Genomic DNA, 18,972 nt, shown 5'->3' with positions numbered 1-18,972 from the left:
CTTACTCCAGCGCTGAATCGAGTGCCGAGAGCAATTGCGCAGGGTCGACTGACTGCCCGCCAAGTTTGAATTCATCGCTGTCGAGTTCAACGCTCAACCTCACCGACGCCCGATCGCCCGGGTACTTGCGCAGCACCAGCTCAATGCCATTGGCCGTCTCGTCGGCGGTACCGAGCAAATCCCACAGACTCTCGCTCAGATCCAGCAGCACTTTTTGCTGCTGCAGATCGACCACACGCGGCGCGTACAGCCAATGGCTCATGCGCATCTCACGCGGTTCGACGGTGATGGCGAGACGGCCCGCGCAATGGACAGTGGTTTCACTCATGGCCGGATCAGAACGCCAGTTTGTAACCGATCAGCACCAGCATCGTCGCCAGGCACGGGCGCAGCACTTCATCGGAGATGCGTCCGGTCAGGTGGCTGCCGAGCCAGATGCCTGGCAGCGAGCCGACCAGCAAGAAGCCCAGCACGCCCCAATCCATGTTGCCCATGCTCGCATGGCCCAGACCGGCGACCAGGGTCAGCGGCACGGCGTGAGCGATTTCGGTGCCGACCAGACGGCGCGTCGGCAGCAGCGGGTAGAGGATGAACAGCGCGACGGTGCCGAGGGCGCCCGCACCGATCGAGGTCAGCGCGACCATGGTGCCGAGGATCAGACCGGTGATCACAGTCATTACGTTCAGCCGTGAACCACTCGGGTTGTAGTTGCCACCCGCGCGTTTGTGGGCGAAGTCGAGCAAGCGCTTCTTGAAGAAGATCGCCAGCGCCGTGGCGAACAGGACGAAGCCCAGCGCTTGCTTGATGATGGCATTCATCGCGTCCGGCGCGGTGTGCAGAGTGCTGAGGAACCACAAGGTCATCGCCACCGCCGGCACGCTGCCGAGGGTTAGCCAGCCAGTGATGGCCCAGTCGATGTTCTTGTTTTTGCGATGAACGAGGACGCCGCTGGATTTGGTAATGGCGGCATACAGCAGGTCAGTGCCCACTGCCGTTGCCGGGTTGATGCCGAACCACAGCAGGATCGGCGTCATCAACGAACCACCGCCGACACCGGTCATGCCGACAATAAAACCCACCACCAGCCCGGCAATCACCAGGCCGAAATTTGCCAATTCCATTAAACCGTCCAGAAAAACGACAGGAAAAATCTGGCCCGCAGCATAGCGATTTTTCTTATAACCACATATATCGATGCGGTCTATCGTTATGCCATATCGAACTCACCACGATTATCCCCCTGTGGGAGCGAGCTTGCTCGCGAATGCGCTGGGTCATCCGACACATTTATCGACTGACACAACGTCTTCGCGAGCAGGCTCGCTCCCACAGGGTGAAGCGGTGGTTTCCAGATTCAGTGCACCCTTCGGCCCGGTTTGAAGCTGTCGGTTTTGTTGATCCACACCGTGGCCAACGCAATCAGCGACAAAATCAGCAACGCCCACGGAAACGACATCGCCCCGGCCCGATCGAGCAACAAGCCACCAAACAACCCGCCCCCGGCAATCGCCACGTTCCAGGAAGTGGTGAGCATCGCCTGCACAACGTCGACGTGATCACCTGCCGAGTCCGCCGCCGAAGTCAGCAGCAACGTGGCCGAGCCGCCAAACGACAATCCCCACACTGCCATGCAGGCATAGATGATCAGAGGCGACGGCGCTGCCAACGCTAGAACCAGCGCCGTCAGCGCGAACACCGCGAGGCTGATCAACGTCAACCAGCGCAACCAGCGATCCACCAGCATGCCAATAATCCAGATCCCCACCAGCGAACACAGGCCAAACACCAGCAGCACCAAATCGACCCGGTCAGCCAGCCCAGCCTGCATCAGAAACGGTGCAATGTAGGTGTAGAGAATGTTGTGCCCGAGCATCCACGTCAGCACCACGAACAACACCGGCCGCACGCCGGGCAGGCGCATTGATTCGAGCAACGGCAGACGCTCATCACTGGCCTGCCCCGGACGATCCGGCACCGCGATAACAATCCACGCTGCCAACACCAGGGCCAACGCCGACATGATCCCGAACGACGCACGCCAGCCGATCAGATTGCCCAGCCACGTCCCCGCCGGTGTGCCCAGCGACAGCGCCACCGGCGTGCCGAGCATGGCAATCGCCAGCGCCCGCCCCTGTTGATGCACCGGCACGATGCCGCGTGCATAACCGGCCATGATCCCCCACGACAAACCCGCCGCCATCCCGGCGAGAAAGCGCGAAGCCAGGGTCAAGCCGTAATGGCTGGAAAACGTGGTGACCGTGTTGAATAGCAGAAACCCGCCGACCGTCATCAGCAACACCCGCCGCCGAGGCCAGCCGCGCGTGGCGACGGTCAACGGAATCGCCGCGACAATCGAACCCAGCGCATACAGCGTCACCAGTTGCCCGGCGAGCACCTCGCTGACATTGAGCCCGGCGCCGATTTGCGGCAGCAGCCCGGCGGGCAGGGTTTCGGTGAGGATGGCGATGAAGCCGGTCATGGCGAACGCCAGCAACGCGGCATAGGGCAATTTGTCCGCACGGGCGGTGCGGTCGACGCGGCTGAAATCGGCGCTGGCGGGGTCGGTCATGACGGGTGCGGCTCCATTTTGATCAATAGCGGTGACGGATTGTATACAAGAACAACCTTCACTATTCGATCAATGTGGGAGCGAGCTTGCTCGCGAATGCGGTCTTTCAGGCGTGGAAGTGTTGATTGATCCACCGCATTCGCGAGCAAGCTCGCTCCCACATTGGTGCTCTGCACTCACTGCACCGGCAAGAAATTCAGGAACAGCAAACTCTGCGCGTAGTTAAGGCCGATCCGTCGGTAACGCTCATCAAGCATCTGCGTGATCAGGTCCAGTCGCGCAACGATTTTGCCGAACTCGGTGGCGAAGCTCAGGTTGCTGCCCTCCTCCGAGATCTCGTTGGAAAACAGCAGCGGCTGACCTTCCTTGTTCTGTCGCTGGGACAAAATCCACGTGGCTTTTTCGATATTGCGTGCAGCGTTGTGAACGAACGTCGGGTTGATCGCGTCCGTCATATAGAACTCGGTGCGATTGCCATGGGCGGTGACCAGCATGCTGCCGATCGCATAGATGAATGCGCCGACGCGGTCACCAAGAAACTCCGGGCTCATCGCATAGCTCAGCGCCGCCAGATCCTTGCGACCACCCAGCACCGGCAGCGGCTGTTGCTGCTCGACGGCCATCCGCACCTGTTTCACCGCAGCATGGATGTTGAGAAACCCTGACTTGCGCAGCTCGTCCGGGTTGCGCAGGTACAGCTTGGCTTGCAAGCGGTAAAGACTGCTGAGGTTGTCGCGCATCGCCAGCGTGGCCATGCGGTCGACGCTGGTCTGCAGGAATTCCTGCGGCTTCCCTTCACGCATCTGGTTGAAGAAGCCGTTGCCGTCCTGGTGACTGCAACCGCTGAACAGCAGCGACGACAAACACGCCAGCAACAGGCACGGGCGGCGGAAAAAAGCAGCGATCAGGGCAAAAACTCTCGGCATGAAATCTCGAACAGGCACATTCCTGTGCGGCGGGAGTCACCGCATCCTGGCCATGGATAGAGCCGCCGATTGCGAAAAAGTGCAGTGCGCCGAATGCCCGGTCGTCCTTCCACCTACTACGACCTGCAATTTAGTCTGTCTTTATTGTTGAAATAAACGATTAATCAGCTATAAATTTTCACCTGATGAGTATTTAGTATGACTACTTTGTTTTTTCGGTGATTAACATACCGATAGAACGCCGCTTTCAAAAACAACAACAAAAAGGAAGGTCAACCATGCTTCAATCCCGTCACCTGCTCTCCGGCCTCGGACTGTCCCTGATGATCGCCACCCTTTCCGCCAACGCGGCCGGCCTCAGCGCCGAACACAAAGCTTTCGGCAAAACCAATGACGGCACGCCCGTCGAGCAATACATCCTGCGCAACAGCCACGGCATGCAAGCCACCGTCATCACCTACGGCGCGACCCTGCAATCGCTGAAAGTGGCGGACAAGCACGGCAAGTTCGACGACGTTGTGCTCGGCTTCGACGATGTACAGGGCTACCAGAAAGGCATCGCCTACTTCGGCGCGACCATCGGCCGCTTCGGCAATCGCCTCGCCGAAGGTGCGTTCGAACTCGACGGCAAGCGCTATCAAGTGCCGCAAAACGACAAGACCAACGCGCTGCACGGCGGCACTCTGGGCTTCGACAAGAAAGTCTGGAAGGCCCAGGAAACCAAGGACAAGGACTCAGTCGGCGTGACCCTGACCTATCTCTCGGCGGACGGTGAAATGGGCTTCCCCGGCAACCTCACCACCGAAGTGACCTATCGCCTCACCGACAACAACGAGTTGCGCATCGACTACAAGGCCAGCACCGACAAACCGACCGTGCTCAACCTGACCAACCACAGCTACTTCAACCTCGCCGGCGCCGGCAATGGCGACATCCTCAAACAGGTCGCCACCCTGCACGCCAGCCATTACACCCCGGTCACCGCCAAACTGATCCCGACCGGCGAACTGGCACCCGTGGCCGGCACGCCGATGGACTTCAGCAAACCAACCGCGATCGGCACGCACATCAAGGCGGATCATCCGCAGTTGAAATTCGCCGAGCCGAAACAAGGTGGGTTTGATTTCAACTGGGCGCTGGATACCAAGGGCGATATCGGCAAAGTTGCGACTGAGGTGAGCGATCCGCAATCTGGTCGCGTGCTGCAGTTGTTCACCACGGAACCGGGTGTGCAGTTCTATACCAGCAACTTCCTCGACGGCACGGTCAAGGGCAAGGGTGGCAAGGTGTATCCGCACTGGGGCGCGTTTACCCTGGAGACTCAGCACTATCCGGATTCACCGAATCAGCCTAACTTCCCGAGTACACGCCTTGATCCGGGGCAGACTTACAGCCACAGCGTGGTGTTGAAGTTCTCCGCCAAATAACCTCCAACGCTGATCGTTCCCACGCTCCGCGTCCCTTCGCGAACTGGAACGCGGAGCGTCCCTTGAGGCATTCCATTGTTGCGCGTGGGAACGATCAATCACCAAGGAGATTACAGACCCACACGCTCCAATCCCTGGCGCATGCCTTGATCCGCCTGCTCGCACCACTGCTTCAGCGTCAGACTCGGCGGCAGATTGGCCTCCAGGTTTTTGTATTGACCATCGTCCAATACTTCACCCTTGCGACCATGGGCCTCGTTCTTATCGCCGTCGCTCTTGTCCATCTGCCCTGGAATACCGGCAACAAACGCCACCATTTTATTGGCGTTCGTAGCGCTTTCAGCTTTCAGGAAACCTTTGTCAACGCAATGGTTAATCAGACCGGACATGTTGCGCCCAGTGTCGTACATCCCTTTCAACGTAGCGGCGTCCGGTCCTTCTGCGTGAGCAACATTGACGGTGCCGAGAGCGGCGGTCAGTGCGAGGATCAAAGCGGTGTTCTTCATGTTTATTCCTTTAATGGATGAAGCCAGGTTGTTTACTTGCAGTATTCCTGAGGGCGAACGAAGAGCTCACCCTCGCGGATTCAACTGACCACCGCTCCTTTCGGGCCACTGGCAATCAGCGCGGCCCCGCAGGCGGTTTTCATGCCGTCCAGCGCGATGGGCGTGCCATCGACGGTGTAAGTGCTGCTGCCTTCGGCAATTGGAAAAATGCCTTTGCACAGAGGACAGCTGACTTTGTGGCCAACCCCGGCGATGGGCTTGCCGTTGAGGTCAGTCTGGGAGAAGGCTTCGAGGACTTTGCCACCGTGAGTGGTGGAGTCGCCCAAGCGAATGGTGTCTTTCATGTTGTCACTCCTTTGACCAAGTTACTCAGCCATCCAAACGTCTTCGTACCCTTGGGTATCGATGATGAATTTTGCGCCCGTGGGCAAGCATAGATACTTCATAACCAGCGGTAGCATTTCGGGTAAATGTTCAATACAAATCGGCTGGTAAAAATCTATCGCAGTCGAATGCGTGCCGCAGTGAATGAACCAGCTGACATTCCCCCCATACGGCAATCGAATGCGTGTGCCGTAAATGGGTGTATTTCCAAGCGACTCGATGGCGATAGCGACCATGCCCTCGGGTGGTAGCACTGACATCCCGTATTTTTCGCATATCGCGCTCTGGAAAGCGCTGGGATATCTCTGATCTTGTTCGCTCACAGCGACTCCTTGCTTATCGACCCTATACCATTCGATGGGTGGCTCGGGATCGTCAGTTTTCGAGCCACCAGTTCTACAACGTTTCGTCATCATGTTATTGCAAAGTTTGGCATCCTGATCTGTAGGCACCAAACACAGCCTGAGCCAGCCTCCGGCTCCAATATTCAATAGATCATCAAAACCTACTGGCGAAGGAGTCCGTATTCATAATCCAACCACTCGTTGTCCTCTCCCTCACACAGGTACTCGATCACTTCATCAAGAGAAACACTTACGGGAATATTTACGGAAAAGAAATTTTCATTCACTCCTTCCCAGGTGCATCCCATAGCGACCAGTTTCTTCAGGACAATGGATATATGAGGTTTCCCAACATCAAAAAAGATAATTCGAATAGTGCTGTTTCCACTGCTTGTGATCACCCTTTCAAAATAACGCTCACCGTCGGCTCCCGCTCTAGCCAGAATCTCGTCATCGAAACAAGCATCCTTGGAGTAGAACGGTATGTTTTTGACAGTGAATGATCCGGAGAGCAATGACTCTGCCCAAACACTCTCGCTTGAGACAGGGGGATAGTCATCCGTGACGGTTAATCTAAAAAAAACTTTTTCCATTTCGGATCCTTAAGGCATGTAAGAGTCGCTCTTGTCGAGGTTGCATATACGGCATAGTACCTGACCATCTTCTTGCGTACCCGAGCCGTTTTTCGATTTGGGAATGATATGGTCGATGTGCGCTTCATTGTCGGGGGCCGTACCCCACGCTGATGCCGTACAGTTTTACCGGTACAGACTACGTTTCATTATTCTTTTCAAATACAGTCTCCCGCAGGGGACTTCCTGTGAGCCCTCAGAAACCAATGTTCTTGTAATACACCATTAGCATCCCATTAACTTCGGAAACCTCAAGGTGAAGAATCGCTTCACCGGATGCGCCATCAGCAAAAATAACACATTCTAACCCGAGCGCTTTTTCATTAGTTTCATATACATCAATGTAAGGTCGACCTTTTATGCTTAAATCAAAAGCTTTTTCTCCAGGCGCGATGGATATCTTGGTGTCTTTAACGAAATAATCATCGATACACTCATAAATCTCATCAACAACCGAGCTGGATATTCCAAAATCTTGCTCAAGCGTAGACGAGTCACGTCGATCGATGGCCTCTACGAGCAATTTGTTCTTGGCATAAGCTTGGTGATTAGTGGGTGCACTCATTTATCGACCCATCTCTTGGAAGGTGTTGAGGTACTGGCACCCACGCTGGCTTTAATCCCGGCGAAGTAGCCACGAGCCTGGAGTGTCGTTTTTACCGGGCAGACTACGCTTAATTAACTCTCCAAACGCAGTCTATCTCCGAGAACTTTATTAATTAAACACAAGCTCGAGCAGATGGCTGCAAGCTATTCACTAATCAGCCGTCAGCTATCCAACCACCAGTACAAAAGCGTCTCATCACTGTCATCGTCAAGACTTTTATAGACGTTCGCATAATAATATTCGACGCCGGTTTTTTCACGAAACTTATCAAAAAAAGCGTTGATTTTCTCCATTCCATTCTTTGCAGGGATAGCTAATGCTAACACTCCCTCGCATAAACCATCTAATGTACCATCTAACTCTCGAATGACATCATTCTCAAGCGTAGTTACATCCTCCGGGGAAATATAGTCTGCATAGATTTGAATACAGAAGTTACCACCTCGCTTTAGTACCTCTGCAGGTGCATTTTTATCCTTAATTGAAACAATATCTCCTCTCGCCAGATTTTGCGCTAACCCAGGCGATGAGAGTAGCTCGTAAGTATCTTCACCAATTTTACGAGCGAGCAGTTCCTCACGGACTGCGCCATCGTCGTCTGCCATATATACCGAAATCAGCACAGGTGATTGCTTATCTTCCATAAGGGGCTCCACAGCTTCCACGTTCAACACACGACATCCCTTCCTTGACGTAACCACTATTCCCTGCGCTAAGGTTACACGATGCTCCCTCAAGATCCACGTTGACGTCTTCCAGGTTTCCTCCTTTTGAGGTGGGCACATTCTTGTGTCCTAAGTGCATATCGTCTGGGTTAGTTGTGGTGTGTTGGCAGCGCCAGCATGTGAAAACGCCGGCAGGTTTGTTTTCAGCAACTTTCTTTCTCAACAAGCTCTGCCCTATTCGAACTTCGCCACCATCTTTACTCGCCGAAACTTAACAGGCACAGACTGGATTTAAATAGTATTAAAACCGTGATCTGCCCGTTAAAAACCCTTCAGTCGCAAAACTGTTTCATAATAGGCCTGACCAGTTCTGCGTAACCCTTATCGATTTTTTCCATTTCCAAGAAAGCTTCATCTTCAATGGCCTTAATCAGAGTCACAAAGTGTTTTTTTGACAATCTTTCACTCCAGACATTCAGGTAGCTTAAAGAAAGCGGCGAGTTGTAAAGATCGTTAAATATCGCACAGATCGCGTTAGGAACGTCTTTCATAATATTTTTTATGTATTTATCCCACTCGGATGATGAATACTCCCATCGCTCATGAATTTCTTCCCAAGCAAGATCTGTTTCTTTGTCTAAAGGCACTTCTATAAGCTGAGCCTGAATGACTGCCTCGATTAATTCGTCAGAAATTTCAATCTGGAAGTCATCGACATTCAACCAATATGTTCTGGCAGACACGCTCTTTATTACTTGAATCGAATTGGCTCTCTGGCTTAGTGCTCGCTGGTTAGCAATTGAGTCAAGCTCAGCAAATCTTCCAGAAATTGAATCGCTAAGCATCGAGAGCTTTTGGACAAAAGCGCTTCTTGTCTTACTTATTCTTTCCTCTCTAAAATCTGCATCGTAGTAATAGTCAGCATCTCCATTCATTAACTCCAAAGTCGCCGCTCTGGCGATATTCTTTATGCCATCAAGATTATCAGCAAAATGCTCCCCTAAGAGCTTTGCTGAAAAGCAGTCGGTGCTCGCAATAAAAATAATATGATCAAAATTCATTTATCGGCCCGCTTGAGCTATAGGGATCTTTGTATGATCGGCGCATGCCGTACAGCCTGAACAACAGGACAAAAGTGCACGTTCACAGACGTAGTGCACGGTGCGACCTGGTTCTCCATCGCTTTGAGTCGGGCTGCGTTCAAAGGTGAGTTTGTTGCCGTCCCAGCGTAACCGGTAAGTTTGGCCTCATAGTGCTACTACACGGCTCCCTACCTAGCGATCTTTAAATTCATTTAAATTCAAAATACTCAATCATCATTCTCATTGGCATCGTCATATCCACTTTCAAGAATCCCAGTACCTCAAAAAACCATGAAAGATTGTCTCCCATTACAGAAACATCATCTTCATCATTTGACAGCAGGCAGATAGCTAGCCGCGCCAGTAATACGCCCCTATCTTGAAAGTCTCGTATTGCGCCTTTTTCATCGAGTTTTGCCCACCAAACCGCAGCCTCAGCCTCACAGGTGTCAATGGGGATCCTGCCATCCACATAGTCCTTAGCAAGACGCAAAGGATCATTCTCGCAATCAGAGAATTTGATATCCAATGCATCCACAACCTTTACCAAAAATCCGATCTGCTGCTTAAGCGCGTCGAAATTATCTGCTGGACGAATAATCGAGCCAACGTTATATCTCTTAAAATCAATTGAATTCATCCCAGCTTTATTCACCCACAGCGCTTTAAGGCCTAAGACTTCGGAAGCTCGAATTGCCAACCCTAGTATCCACCTCTTTGGGTACGGCAAAGACCCTAATAATTTCCTCATCACATGCGGAGTCAGAAAATCTACTTTCATAAAAATCGAAGATAGCTTCGCCACCTATTTTATGAAATTTATTCATCACCTCTTTCATTTCTTTCGACGCGGCAATTGCGCTATTTTCTTTTATCTTATCGATAAATCCAACTGAAGCAGCCCCGGGATAAACAAAAATATTGGGGACAAGAACCTCCCGCTCATCTATTCCATAAAAATCCGTAAAAGTGATGGCATAGAAACTACACTTGTCCGTTTCACCCATTATCTTTATCAGATTCATCAGAAAGATAGCGCCCCCCGCCAGCACTTCCGAAACCTTATCGTTGCTCATCTCTTTTTTTAGAAAATCCAACCGCTTGCATCTAGACACAAGCGGTTTCTCTTCGAAGCTCTCGTAACTCTCAAAGAATACACCCATATCTTTATAGGGTTCTTCGCTTATAATTTTTCTATAAATTTCGGCCAGCTTCATTTAAGGAATGCTCATCCGGGATAGTTCAACCACTCCAAGTCTGATCGAAATCTTCTATAGGCGCCCGGTCGCTATGTCGTACTGATACCGAGTCCGGGTGACCATTCATTACCGTACTAGACGTTGAACTTTGGGTAATATCTCTCAAAGATTCAAAAAACTCGGTCTATCCACGAACAATTCAAGCTTTCGAATCAGGAAAACCACGCTTAAAAAACCTTCAGAAACGTGGTCTGTCCCAGAGCAGTTAACGTGCGTTTAGAAAACAACCGCCGCTGAATACTCACCGCAGTGTATGAACCAGCTAACAGTCCTTCCTTCAGGCAGTCAACTCTGCTGCCATAAACCGGGGACTGGCCTATAGTCTGCAAGGCGACGGCACCCATTTCCTCAGGAGCATGCACCACCAGTTCGTCCTTCTCACGAATATTTATCTGAGACTGACTGGGACGCAACTCCGCACTCTCCTTCACGGCAGCTCCCGAAAAATTCACTACCCCTGCTGGTTCTACTGGCGAAAATAATCCACATTCTTATTCCAGTCATTCCCCTCTAACTATCCAACCACCAATTGAGCAGCGTTTCGTCTTCTGCATCATCGATATTTTTGTAGATGTTCGCGTAGTACCACTGAACCCCGGTCTGTTCATGGAAGGCGTTAAAAAAATTCGCAATTCTATCCATTCCATTTTTCGCAGGAATTGCTAATGACAAATTCCCCCTATATACGCCGTCCAAGGTACCGTTGAGCTCATTTGCAACATCCGCCTCAAGCACCTCCAGCCGCTCTGGCGAAATGTGTTTGGAGTAGATGTGGATACAAAAATTACCCCCCCTCTTCAAAACCTCGGCGTGTGTCTGAGGATTTTCTAACGAAATTATATCTCCTCGTGCCAGATTCAAAGCCAGCCCCGGGGAAGACAGAAGCTCATATGTATGTTCGTCAATTTTGCGAGCCGGTAGCTGTTCAAATACCGGACCTTTTGAGTTTTTTCCGGCATACACACGGATAAGTTCTGCTGATTGATCATCGACCATAGGGTGCTCCACAGCTTCCACGTTCAACACACGACATGCCTTCTTTGACATAACCACTACTACCAGCACTCAGATTACACGAAGCGCCTTCAAGAGCGATGTTAACCCTCGCAAGGTTACCACCCTTGGAGGTCGGGACGTTGGTGTGCCCCAAATGCATATCTTTAGGGTTTTTCGAACTACCGCCACATCGCCAACATACATAGTCATCCGAGCCGCTTTCCTCCAATAGTTCCTCTCGGCATGCTTCTTGGCCCCGGCGATGGCCTCCATCAATTTTACTGGCTGCGATATCAGCAGCGCTCGCACCTTCACCATCCCGCTTGGCAAACTTGGAGGGAGCCTTTCTCGCCAACCCAAGTGGATCGATCCACTCTGTAGGATTCGGTGCGTACTGATGAAGATTGGTTCCGCCCGCAAATCCTATCGGGTCTTTGCTAAGGAACCTTCCTACCGCAGGATCATAATATCGATACCGGTTGTAATGCAGCCCCGTCTCGTGATCGTGATACTGCCCCTGGAACCGTATCGGGTTCTTCACGCCATGTTGCCGCGCCCACTCCGAACGCTGCTCCGTCACCTGTCCCCACGCCTTGTACTGCGCGGTCCACGCCATGTTGCCTTGGGAATCCGTCAATTCCTGCGGCGTGCCGAGGTGATCACACTGGTACCAGGCCAACGCATCAAACGGTAACGCCGTTGCCTTGTGATTCCACATCGGGTCTTCATCGAGGCTGTATTCACCACTGTAGTCCGGCAGCCCAATCAGATCGATCGGCGCGTGCCGCACAGCCTGGGCAACAGGGACAAAAGTCCCCGGTTCGAAGACGTAGTGCACCGTGCGGCCGGGCTCGCCATCGCTTTGTGCCGGGCTGCTTTCCCACGCGAGGTTGTCGCCGTCCCAGCCGTACAAGGTGAATCCGCAGCCGAGTTCGCGTTGTTTGCGCGCGTGTTCGTTTCTGTTCCAGAGAGAGCCTGCTTCTGGACGCTGTTTGTAGTGCGCGCGGGAGTTTTTGTGCAGGCGGCGTCCCAGTGCGTCGTAGGCAAAATCCACGCTCAGGCGCGTGTCTTCGAAATGCACCAATCGATCAAACAGATCCCAACGTAGATCACTGCGTTGGCCGTTGTGCCAGCGCTGGATCTGGTTGCCGCGTTCGTCGTAGTCGTAGTGGGTGCCGGCGTATTCGCGCAGCAGGTTGTCGACCAGTTTGCTGCGCGGTGGGGTCAGGTCCAGTGGGCGGCGAATTTCTGTCGCCTTGTCGTCGAGCAGGTTGCCGGCCGGGTCGAAGGCAAAGGTTTCCACGCCTTGACGCGTCACGGCGCTGAGCAGTCGGCCAACGGGATCGTAGCGATAGGCGAGCGGGCCACGGCGGCTGTCGTTGATGTTAGTCAGTTGGCCGGCCGCGTCGTAGGTGTATTCGCGTTTGAGCAGCATGGATTTGTCGTCGCTGCGTCCCAGCAATTGCTCCTGCAAGCGACCAACCGGATCCCAGCTTTGGGTTTGCACCAGGTGGTTGCCTTGATGGCGGGCGATTTCGCGGTGCAGGTCGTCACGCTCGTAGCCAACCAGTTCATGATCGTCCAGTCTTAGGCCCAGCAAGTGGCCACTGCCGTAGGTCAACCAACTGACACGGTGGCCGTCTGGACGGGTCGTGGCGATACACTGGTTAAGCACGTCGTATTCATGCCGCCAGATCGCGACCGTGGGCTTTTCCAGTCCGAGATAATGCTGGTGCTCGCGCAGCAGATTGCCGGCCGGGTCGTGGAACCATTGCAGGCGGCTGTCGGCGTTGTCGGCCAGCACCAGGTTGCCGTTGCCATCGTAAGCGAAAGTCTCGCTTTGCGACTGGTCGCCCAGGGTGGCACGACGTTCGGTCAAACGGCCCATCGGGTCGAAGCTCAACGAGATGACGCGTTGGCCATTGATCGATTGGGCGAGGCGTCCGGTGAGCGGGTCGTACTGATAACGCGTGCTGCGCCCATCGAAACCGCGCTCTTCGAGCAGCCGTCCGACCGGGTCGTAGTGGAAGTGCGCGCGTTGTTCGTTTTCGTTTTCCAGGGCTGTTAACCGTCCGAGACGGTCCCAGCGATAGCGCAGGGTTTGTTCGGCAGCGTCGATGCGTTCGGCGATCAAACCGGCGGCGCTGTAGCTCCACGTGGTGCAACGATCAAGTCCATCAACGTGCGCCAACAACCGACCTTCGGCGTCTCGCTCAAAGCGCTCTTCGGTCTTGTCCGGGTGCTTGATCAACACCAATTGGCCGGCCTTGTATTCGTATTCGGTGGTGTTTCCGGCAGCGTCGGTGAAGCAGATCATCTGCCCCAGTTCGTTGTATTCCCACGTGCTGGTCTTGCCCGAGCAATCGACGTACTCGACCAGTTGCCCGGCGTCGTTGTAGTCCAACGTTTTTTCGTTGCCGTTGGCGTCCTTGATCGCGGTGGGCTGGCCGGATTTGTTGTAGGCGTATTCGGTTTTGTTGCCGAGCGGATCGAGCGCTTCGACCAGGTTGCCTTGATCGTCATAGGCGCGCTGCCATTGTCCGCCCTCGGCATCGCTGATCTTGATCAGCAGGTCCTGATCGTCGTAGGCGTAATGCATCACGGTGTGATCGGCGCGGATGTGTTCGAGCAAGTTGCTGCGTTCATCGTAGCTGTAGCGATCGGTGCTGCCGTCGGCATTGACGCGGCGCACGATGTTCTTCGCCTCGTCGCGGAAGAACCATTCCGAACGCTCGTCGGCGTAGCGGATGCGATAGATGTAGCCAAGGATGTCGTAGTAGTGCCAGGTCTCGTTGCCGAGGGCATCGGTGACGTAGGTCAGACGGATGTTTTCGTCCCATTCCAGGCGCGTGTCGAAACTACCGTCGTCGGCCCATTCGCGCACGGCTTTGGCCTTGGCGCTCTGGCCATCCCACTGCAGGTTCATGCCGCGCCCGGTGCGGTCGGTGTAGCGGGTGATCAGGTGATGCTCGAACTGATACGACCAGACGGCGCCGTTCTCGTCCTGCGCCTGAATCAGGTCGCCACAGGTGTCGTACTGATAGGCGCAGAGCTGGCGCAGCGGTTCGCCGTCAACGATCTGCCAGAGGCCGATAAACCGGCCGTGATCGTCGAGCATCGTGCCGAGGTGCAAATGGACTTTGGTGAGGTCGTTTTCCTGATAGGTGATCAGATCCGAGAGCAGCGAGTGTTCGCCGTGACGATGTTCGTAATGCAGCATCATCCCGGCGCCGTTGCGCAGTGAGATATTGCTCAGCACGAAACGCTGGCCGCGGCGGACGTAGGTTTCCTTGCGTTCGAAACCACGGCACAGCAACAGCTGGTCTTCGCTGTTGCGGACCAGGGTGATGTCTTCGATGGCGTCGTAGTGGAACAGGCCGACTTTAGGCAACGGATAGCTGTGGTCGCGGCCGTCGGCGCCGTAGAACGTCAGGCCATCGTCCAGGCAGTCAAAGCGCGTGGTGAATTCGCTGATCCAGCGAGCGCCGAGTTCGCTCTGATCGTAGGCGTCAAGGCGTGAGTTGTATATGCGCGTCCACTCGACAGGGAAAGGCCCCGGCAAGCTGAAATCAGTATGACTGAGTCTTTCAGAACCCAAGGCAAAACTGATGCTGTTGCACGTGCCCGTGCAGGCGCCGTTTTTCTTCGGCTCGGGCGCGCCTTTCGCAGGAGCCTGTTGACCACTGGATCCCAATTGACCATCGGACGCCGTGTGCTTTGCCTGTCCAGTCTTGTCTGGATGGACCGCGGCGCTCTGACCATGGGCATTGCGCTTGCGCCACAGGGTGACGGCGCTGGAGAGGATCAGTAGCAACCAGCCAATGGAGTTCTGCACCGACTCATCGTCGAGTTTGCTCAGTTGGGTGCGCAGCTCTGGACCCATTACCCGCAGTTTTTTGGTTTCTTCGGAGACGTTTTTCTTGAAGTCATCGGGTACCAGATTTTGCGCCACGCTGTTGGCAAGGCCCTTGCCAGCCGCTTTATAAGCACTCGCGGCAGCCCCGAAAACATTGCTGAATGAGGCCAGCGGATCATTCTTGAATTGATCGACTGCTGCGCTTGCCTGGGCGCTGGCCGCATTCAGATCACCTTTGGCATCCAGATTGCCGAAAGCGACCGCCTCGATACCCGTGGCAATCTCATTTATGACCTCTTCGCCGAGCTTGCCAGCGTCCGCAAGAATCCCGGGCAACTTGCCTTTGGCCTGTTCAACGAAGTCGTCGAGGGTGCCCATGATAGAGGCGTTCAGGTGCCCGACCAGCACCTCGATCACGGATGCACTGAGCAGCATTTTGCTGGTGGCCTTCATCTCTTGGCGTACCAGAAACAAAGTCGGGCGCAGGGTCATGCGCGCCGCCGCCATGGCCGGCGGTAATGGCAATACACCGATCAGATTGATGCCCAGGCTGGCCCACGCCAGCAGGTCGCGCTTCTGGGCATTCGACAGGGTGACGATGTCACCCAGCGCATCGACCAACGCCATGATGTTGCCCACAACCGGCAAGGCGCCGGCGACGTTCTTGATCCGGTCGAGGGTGACCACACCATCCGTGGCTGATTGCAACCAGGCATCGAAGGTCGCTGCGCTGCTGGCAACGTCCTGGATGTCGATAGCATTCAGTGGAACGATAGCAACCTGAGGCTCACGTTTTACGATTTCAGTCGTCATGACAGCATCTCACCCGCCAACAGGCCCGGGGTTTTCAAGGAAGGTTTTGGCAGACTCGGTGCAGGCAGGCTCGGCAACTTGCCCGCCTTACCCGCCGCCCCCAAAATCCCCGAAGCACTCGGCAACACCGCACTCGCCAGTTTCGGCAACCCCGCCACCCCGCCCTGCACCACACCTTTCACTTGCTGCGCCGTTTGCATCGCACCTTGCGCCGTCTGCATCGCACTCATCCCTGTTTGCGCCATGTTCTTGCCCTTCTCCAACATGTCCCAACTCTTGCTCGGCAACACCTGCGCGACCATCGCCTGCACCTGACTCGGCACCTCTTCAGGCCCCGGCGGGTTCAACGGCCATTCCGGCTTGCCGATGTAACTGCCATCGCTCCAGGTGTCCGCCGGATCCTTGCCGAACAACACGCGCGCCGGCCCCGGTGCAGCGCCGGCGACGCTGGCGAAACCCTTGCCGTCGAGCTTGCCTTTGATGCTTTTGCCCAGCGCATCGATGACTTCGTAATCGCCTTCCTTGATGCCCTGACGCCCGGCGTACTGGTTGAACAATTCAAGGTTGCCCTTGCCCGGTTTCGGTGGTTCCGGGAATACCCCGGCCAAAGATTTCGCCCCGGTGTAGGCAAAGTTCGCCGCGTGCGCGGTGTACGGGCCGCTGGTGGCGTGGGTGATGCCGCCGGCGTTGTAGGTGGTGGCGCTGCCGCCGCCCTGGATCACCAGTTCGGTTTTCGCGGTGATGGTGATGCGGTCGGCGTTGGCGGTGATGTTGAGTTTGGCCAGCAGGTTGATGCTGTCCTTCAGCGCGCGTACGTCGATGTCGCCGGAGGCCGCGACCAGCCGCCAGCCCATGCTTTGCACGAACAGGCGCATGCCACGGCTGGCGCTGGCGAGCAGACGCTTGCCGATCGACAGGCTGGTGTGGCCGGTACTGCTCAGCGCGAGGTGTTCGCCGGTAGCGATGTGGCTGGAACGCGGCGTGGTCAGCGCAATGCCGGCGGGACTGGCGAGGACCAGATGCGGTTCGGTGAACTCGGGGAATTCGTTGGCGGTGAGGTTTGCCGGGCCACTGCCGAGCACGCCTTGATGCTGGGCGTGCAACGCTTTGGCGACGTCGTCCTGATCGCCCGCCTCCTGGGCCTGCAACTCTTTGGCCTGCACCGCAAAACCGTCCTGCTGATCGCTGGCCGTCGCGAGGCGCTCGGCGGTTTCCGGCAGATCCTTGTGGTGCTTGGATTCGTTCGGACGCGGCTCGGTGGTGATCAACAGACCCGCACCCGCACGCACCGCACCGTGGCGGTCGGTTCTTAGTTCGAAACCTTCGCCGCGCGGCTGGCCACCGCTCGGGCGCGGATGGGTCAGGTAACCGAGGTTGATCGCACTCGCACCGTGATCACTGCGCAGCGCGATGCTGATCTCGCTGGTGGTGTCGTCGATGCGCAGTTCGTTGGCGCGGCTGCCCTTGTATTCCTTGCTCTTGACCGTGGCCAGGGTCTTGAAGTCCGGGAGTTTGTACGGCGGCAAATTCGCGCCGTGGTACAGGCAACCCGTGATCAGCGGCTGATCGGGATCGCCTTCAAGGAAGGTGATCAGCACCTCCATGCCGACCCGCGGAATGTTGATCGAGCCAAAGGTTTCCGCAGCCCAGCTCGACGCGACACGCATCCAGCAACTGGTCATGTCGTCGTGCTTGCCTTCGCGGTCCCAGAAGAACTGCACCTTCACTCGGCCATACTGGTCGCAGTAGATTTCTTCGCCTTCAGGGCCGCAAACCACCGCGCTTTGTGTGCCGAGGACTTTTGGTTTCGGGTGATCGAGCGGCGGACGATACGGCACGTCCCACGGGATGGCGCTGAAGCGGTTGCGATAGCCTTGGTGGAAATCGTCTTTGTTGTCGGTGGTGTCGCTGGTCACCGACTCTTCGAGCACCTGCGGCTGCTTGCCTTCGTGGAAGATTTCGGTGAGCAGCCACAGGTCGTTCCAGGTCGGGTTGGCGTGCTCGGTCAGGGCGAGGAAATGTCCGCTGACCAGGATCGGCTGATCGCTGTTGCCCTCGGCCAGACGGTAGTCACTGCGGTGACGTTCGAGCGCGCGATTGGCCAGGTGTTTGCCGCGCTCGCGATCGACGAAACGGCCCGGGTAATCGTAGTCTTCGAGGTCCGGTTGCGCGCTGCTTTTGGCATCGCTTTCGAGCTCGATCTTCGGTTTGACGAAGTCGTAATCACGGCGCGTGGTGCGGCTGGTGCGGGTGGCCAAGCGCAGGCCGAAGCGCTTGACCACCGGTTTGTCGGCGACCAGTCCGGAGTCCTGCTGATAGGCCACTGGCGCGAGTTTCGGGAACACCGTCTGGTCATCGCCGAAGGTCAGCTTGTGGCCGCTAGAGGTGTGCTGGAAGTGGTAGTGAATGCCCTCCTCTTCACACAAGCGCTGGATGAAATCCAGGTCCGACTCGTCGTACTGCACGCAGTAAATACGCTCGGGGTAAATCGCGCTGAGCTGGAAGTGGTAGTCGCTGGCGAGGATGCCGTGTTCTTCCAGCACCTGACTGATGATCTGCTGCACGGTCATCTGCTGGAAGATGCGCTGATTGACCCGATGCGCAAGGTACGCCAGTTGCGGGCGCAGGGAGATCTTGTAGCGGGTCAGGCGCTTGCCCGCCTCGCCCTGGGCGATGCTGTAGACCAGCCCGTGAATGCCCGTGCCGCTCGGCGACAACTGCAGAAACGCCAGTTTGTGCAGCACGCTTTCGAGGTTGATCGAGGCCTTTTCGCTGACCAGTTCCAGCTCGAATTCGAACGGCGTGTTGAGGGCCTCACGACCGGTGAACGACAGCACTTGAAAGTCGCTGTCGATGCCATCGACGGTCAGGTTGAAATGAGGCTGGTTGGCCGGTGAGAACATCCC

The 18,972-nt window shown here is 55.4% G+C and carries 18 protein-coding genes and 1 pseudogene; 1 reads left to right on the top strand and 18 read right to left on the bottom strand.

Features of this window, described 5'->3' with window-relative positions; genetic code table 11:
* Position 1: 1 nt before the first annotated feature.
* The 4 genes from HUW52_RS12340 to HUW52_RS12325 all read right to left on the bottom strand — a co-directional run bounded on the left by HUW52_RS12340 (position 2) and on the right by HUW52_RS12325 (position 3,495).
* Complete coding sequence (locus tag HUW52_RS12340; protein ID WP_175553784.1) at positions 2 to 328, bottom strand: hypothetical protein; 327 nt, start codon at positions 326 to 328, stop codon at positions 2 to 4.
* A 7-nt stretch (positions 329 to 335) separates the two neighbouring features.
* Positions 336 to 1,121 (bottom strand): sulfite exporter TauE/SafE family protein, encoded by a 786-nt coding sequence (locus HUW52_RS12335; RefSeq protein ID WP_034154648.1) that lies wholly within the window; start codon positions 1,119 to 1,121, stop codon positions 336 to 338.
* A gap of 233 nt (positions 1,122 to 1,354) precedes the next feature.
* Positions 1,355 to 2,569, bottom strand: a complete 1,215-nt coding sequence (locus tag HUW52_RS12330) for an MFS transporter (protein ID WP_175553783.1) — start codon at positions 2,567 to 2,569, stop codon at positions 1,355 to 1,357.
* A gap of 176 nt (positions 2,570 to 2,745) precedes the next feature.
* On the bottom strand, positions 2,746 to 3,495 hold the full coding sequence (locus HUW52_RS12325) for a hypothetical protein (protein ID WP_093433963.1): 750 nt from the start codon (positions 3,493 to 3,495) through the stop codon (positions 2,746 to 2,748).
* Between the two features lie 278 nt (positions 3,496 to 3,773).
* Between HUW52_RS12325 and HUW52_RS12320 the strand changes: the two genes are divergently transcribed.
* Entirely contained in the window at positions 3,774 to 4,922 is a 1,149-nt protein-coding gene (locus HUW52_RS12320; RefSeq protein ID WP_016984662.1) for an aldose epimerase family protein, read from the top strand.
* A 110-nt stretch (positions 4,923 to 5,032) separates the two neighbouring features.
* On the opposite strand, the gene HUW52_RS12315 is transcribed toward HUW52_RS12320, so the two are convergent.
* From HUW52_RS12315 to HUW52_RS12250, 14 genes and pseudogenes are all read right to left on the bottom strand, one after another.
* The gene (locus HUW52_RS12315; RefSeq protein WP_016984663.1) at positions 5,033 to 5,428 is read right to left on the bottom strand and encodes a hypothetical protein; all 396 of its coding nucleotides are present in this window, start codon (positions 5,426 to 5,428) and stop codon (positions 5,033 to 5,035) included.
* Between the two features lie 80 nt (positions 5,429 to 5,508).
* On the bottom strand, positions 5,509 to 5,772 hold the full coding sequence (locus HUW52_RS12310; RefSeq protein WP_016984664.1) for a PAAR domain-containing protein: 264 nt from the start codon (positions 5,770 to 5,772) through the stop codon (positions 5,509 to 5,511).
* A gap of 21 nt (positions 5,773 to 5,793) precedes the next feature.
* Entirely contained in the window at positions 5,794 to 6,135 is a 342-nt protein-coding gene (locus HUW52_RS12305) for a hypothetical protein (protein ID WP_371929248.1), read from the bottom strand.
* A 182-nt stretch (positions 6,136 to 6,317) separates the two neighbouring features.
* Complete coding sequence (locus HUW52_RS12300) at positions 6,318 to 6,749, bottom strand: DUF4265 domain-containing protein (RefSeq protein WP_175553782.1); 432 nt, start codon at positions 6,747 to 6,749, stop codon at positions 6,318 to 6,320.
* Positions 6,750 to 6,758: 9 nt separating this feature from the next.
* A pseudogene (locus tag HUW52_RS30780) lies at positions 6,759 to 6,875 on the bottom strand (HNH endonuclease); the annotation flags it as partial.
* 109 nt (positions 6,876 to 6,984) lie between these two features.
* Positions 6,985 to 7,353, bottom strand: coding sequence for a hypothetical protein (locus HUW52_RS12290; RefSeq protein ID WP_175553781.1), 369 nt, complete (start codon positions 7,351 to 7,353; stop codon positions 6,985 to 6,987).
* 203 nt (positions 7,354 to 7,556) lie between these two features.
* Complete coding sequence (locus tag HUW52_RS12285) at positions 7,557 to 8,039, bottom strand: DUF4265 domain-containing protein (RefSeq protein WP_175553780.1); 483 nt, start codon at positions 8,037 to 8,039, stop codon at positions 7,557 to 7,559.
* Between the two features lie 353 nt (positions 8,040 to 8,392).
* Positions 8,393 to 9,121, bottom strand: coding sequence for a hypothetical protein (locus tag HUW52_RS12280; RefSeq protein ID WP_175553779.1), 729 nt, complete (start codon positions 9,119 to 9,121; stop codon positions 8,393 to 8,395).
* Positions 9,122 to 9,350: 229 nt separating this feature from the next.
* Positions 9,351 to 9,782, bottom strand: coding sequence for a hypothetical protein (locus HUW52_RS12275; RefSeq protein ID WP_175553778.1), 432 nt, complete (start codon positions 9,780 to 9,782; stop codon positions 9,351 to 9,353).
* Between the two features lie 25 nt (positions 9,783 to 9,807).
* Positions 9,808 to 10,359 (bottom strand): Imm15 family immunity protein, encoded by a 552-nt coding sequence (locus HUW52_RS12270; protein ID WP_175553777.1) that lies wholly within the window; start codon positions 10,357 to 10,359, stop codon positions 9,808 to 9,810.
* A 209-nt stretch (positions 10,360 to 10,568) separates the two neighbouring features.
* Entirely contained in the window at positions 10,569 to 10,832 is a 264-nt protein-coding gene (locus HUW52_RS12265) for a hypothetical protein (protein WP_175553776.1), read from the bottom strand.
* Between the two features lie 79 nt (positions 10,833 to 10,911).
* Positions 10,912 to 11,397, bottom strand: a complete 486-nt coding sequence (locus HUW52_RS12260) for a DUF4265 domain-containing protein (protein WP_175553775.1) — start codon at positions 11,395 to 11,397, stop codon at positions 10,912 to 10,914.
* Entirely contained in the window at positions 11,387 to 16,066 is a 4,680-nt protein-coding gene (locus HUW52_RS12255; protein ID WP_175553774.1) for an RHS repeat-associated core domain-containing protein, read from the bottom strand. The genes HUW52_RS12260 and HUW52_RS12255 overlap by 11 nt, the downstream gene beginning before the upstream one ends.
* A complete protein-coding gene (locus HUW52_RS12250) occupies positions 16,063 to 18,969 on the bottom strand; it encodes a type VI secretion system tip protein VgrG (RefSeq protein ID WP_175553773.1) in 2,907 nt (968 codons plus the stop codon). Before HUW52_RS12250 ends, HUW52_RS12255 begins: the two co-directional genes overlap by 4 nt.
* Between the last annotated feature and the right edge of the window lie 3 nt (positions 18,970 to 18,972).

Source organism: Pseudomonas sp. 43A (genome assembly GCF_013363935.1).
In the GTDB taxonomy this organism is placed as follows: Bacteria; Pseudomonadota; Gammaproteobacteria; order Pseudomonadales; family Pseudomonadaceae; genus Aquipseudomonas; species Aquipseudomonas crudilactis.
Note: the sequence above shows the minus strand (reverse complement) of the source record. Positions and strands in the feature narration are given on the sequence as shown.

Coding starts and splice junctions, on each gene's coding strand:
- HUW52_RS12285 (WP_175553780.1), bottom strand. CDS start 8,039: ATGGAAGATAAGCAATCACCTGTGCTGATTTCGGTATATATGGCAGAC.
- HUW52_RS12250 (WP_175553773.1), bottom strand. CDS start 18,969: ATGTTCTCACCGGCCAACCAGCCTCATTTCAACCTGACCGTCGATGGC.
- HUW52_RS12255 (WP_175553774.1), bottom strand. CDS start 16,066: ATGACGACTGAAATCGTAAAACGTGAGCCTCAGGTTGCTATCGTTCCA.
- HUW52_RS12325 (WP_093433963.1), bottom strand. CDS start 3,495: ATGCCGAGAGTTTTTGCCCTGATCGCTGCTTTTTTCCGCCGCCCGTGC.
- HUW52_RS12320 (WP_016984662.1), top strand. CDS start 3,774: ATGCTTCAATCCCGTCACCTGCTCTCCGGCCTCGGACTGTCCCTGATG.
- HUW52_RS12340 (WP_175553784.1), bottom strand. CDS start 328: ATGAGTGAAACCACTGTCCATTGCGCGGGCCGTCTCGCCATCACCGTC.
- HUW52_RS12275 (WP_175553778.1), bottom strand. CDS start 9,782: ATGAATTCAATTGATTTTAAGAGATATAACGTTGGCTCGATTATTCGT.
- HUW52_RS12315 (WP_016984663.1), bottom strand. CDS start 5,428: ATGAAGAACACCGCTTTGATCCTCGCACTGACCGCCGCTCTCGGCACC.
- HUW52_RS12335 (WP_034154648.1), bottom strand. CDS start 1,121: ATGGAATTGGCAAATTTCGGCCTGGTGATTGCCGGGCTGGTGGTGGGT.
- HUW52_RS12260 (WP_175553775.1), bottom strand. CDS start 11,397: ATGGTCGATGATCAATCAGCAGAACTTATCCGTGTGTATGCCGGAAAA.
- HUW52_RS12310 (WP_016984664.1), bottom strand. CDS start 5,772: ATGAAAGACACCATTCGCTTGGGCGACTCCACCACTCACGGTGGCAAA.
- HUW52_RS12270 (WP_175553777.1), bottom strand. CDS start 10,359: ATGAAGCTGGCCGAAATTTATAGAAAAATTATAAGCGAAGAACCCTAT.
- HUW52_RS12290 (WP_175553781.1), bottom strand. CDS start 7,353: ATGAGTGCACCCACTAATCACCAAGCTTATGCCAAGAACAAATTGCTC.
- HUW52_RS12300 (WP_175553782.1), bottom strand. CDS start 6,749: ATGGAAAAAGTTTTTTTTAGATTAACCGTCACGGATGACTATCCCCCT.
- HUW52_RS12280 (WP_175553779.1), bottom strand. CDS start 9,121: ATGAATTTTGATCATATTATTTTTATTGCGAGCACCGACTGCTTTTCA.
- HUW52_RS12330 (WP_175553783.1), bottom strand. CDS start 2,569: ATGACCGACCCCGCCAGCGCCGATTTCAGCCGCGTCGACCGCACCGCC.